Below are 1,676 nucleotides of genomic sequence, written 5' to 3'. Positions count from 1 at the left end.
CACGAACTCAAGGAGCGCATCATGGCCGGTATCGACGACGTCAATCGCCATCCGGTCATCCACACGTGGTCCTACAAACTCGCCGAGGTCGCCTGATATGATTCGAACCAAGAAAACGCTAATCTAGGATCGCCGATAGATCAAGGCTTTCCTTGACCAGCGACACGATCAACCGCGAAACGTGGTCCTGCGGCACATAGTCCTGCACGCTCGGCGGCAGAAGCTGGACCTCGTCGATCTTCCAGGGGCGAAATTCCTTGCTCATGGCCACGCAAGGAATCAGACTCGCACCCTCTTGACCAGTCACTACTCAGACAGGCTCCTAGAATCGACACGCCTTGTAAGGTACGGAAAAGGGGATGCCCCTTAACTGGCAGCGTCGATAGCAATCGTAGTCGCAATATCCTATCCGCGTTACCGCATCTCGCACGTACCCTGGACAAGGACTGAGAACATTCGGTGCAGGTTCTGTCGCCGCGCGGGGTTCTATGATTCACGAGTATAAATTTCATAGGGTGGGTTGTTAGTATGCTCCACTCCGGTCCGAGATCTTGTCAGCGGTCCGAAGATCCGAGGTCGCGCTGATCTCGGGCGACCGTGGATCATAGCCATGGTCAAACTCCTCTGGGCGCGCTTGCAGTGAGTCTGCGATGTCGTAGATGGCCGGCTAGAAGGCTCACGATCAGAAGTTTCGGCGATGGGCGACCGCCGTAAATGTCAAACTTATGCTGCCTCCCCGGCAGAGCCGGGGGGTCTCCCGGTTATGCTAGCACTCGAAATTTTCTGTGATATAGCTGTCGCCGCGGGTCACGAAGGCACAGTGCCAAAGTGGTGCCAGTGGGCATCTGTAGCCGGCCAAGCGCGCGGCCGCTACCGGCCGGCTCGACCGCAAGCCTGCCCGCGACCTCGCGCATCGGCGCAAGCAGCTGAAGTCCCGCCATGCGTATCAGATAACGGCTTCCTAGGCCATTGCGGTGCACCCAGGCTTTAGGAGCACCTTGGCCTGCTCTGGGTCCGGCACCAGATGCGGAAAAGTGAAGAGGATCTGGTTCTCTCGCAGCTGTGTCCATTCGGAAAGCTGGGGCTCCTTGAACTTTATCACCGTCTCGCTCGATGCAAATAGCTCATGAGCGGAGTCCAGAATCGTTGCGCTGGCCTTTGTCGTCCATGGCGCCGGTGCTGAACGCTGGCATTGGTCTTGACTACCACCCTGTGGCCGGCCGCCAAATATTCGCGGACGGCCTCAGGCGTAAGACCTACGTGGTATTCGTGCGCCTTGATTCCCTGGGAACGCCGACGTTCATTTGCAATCTCCTTACCTGGACGACCTCTTTTAATTGGAAGAGCGGTGCAACGTTGCGAAGCAGGCGCTAAATGGTGCAGAAATTCAGCACTCTTTGACCGTGTTCCGGAGGTTTCCAAACAGACGGAGGCCGATAAAGTCGATGTAACAATAGTGGAGGCTGCGAGTTCGGTCGAACTGATTCGCGTATTGGTGCTTAGTCGTCCGTGAAGAAGACGGATTTCACGCGGGATTGGTCCGAAGAGTGGGGAAGAGTGCGGTCAGGAACAGGCGCAGCAAAAGGCTGAGCCAGCGGATGAGGCGGCGGAAGTTGTAGCCGGCGGCGGCGAGGACGGCGTTGGCGGCGTCGCCCTGGCGGAACCAGAGATAGTTG

General features: G+C 57.6%; 1 protein-coding gene and 2 pseudogenes. All 3 read right to left on the bottom strand.

What is annotated here, in order from left to right; all coding sequences use genetic code 11:
* Window positions 1-130: 130 nt before the first annotated feature.
* Window positions 131-265, bottom strand: a pseudogene (locus tag GWE18_RS41805) (IS5/IS1182 family transposase); the annotation flags it as partial.
* A 696-nt stretch (window positions 266-961) separates the two neighbouring features.
* Complete coding sequence (locus tag GWE18_RS41800; RefSeq protein ID WP_275191287.1) at window positions 962-1,102, bottom strand: hypothetical protein; 141 nt, start codon at window positions 1,100-1,102, stop codon at window positions 962-964.
* 423 nt (window positions 1,103-1,525) lie between these two features.
* Window positions 1,526-1,676, bottom strand: a pseudogene (locus GWE18_RS41795) (IS5/IS1182 family transposase); the annotation flags it as partial.

Source organism: Bradyrhizobium sp. CSA112, assembly GCF_029051645.1.
In the GTDB taxonomy this organism is placed as follows: Bacteria; Pseudomonadota; Alphaproteobacteria; order Rhizobiales; family Xanthobacteraceae; genus Bradyrhizobium.
This window is presented reverse-complemented; position numbering and strand designations above follow the sequence as displayed.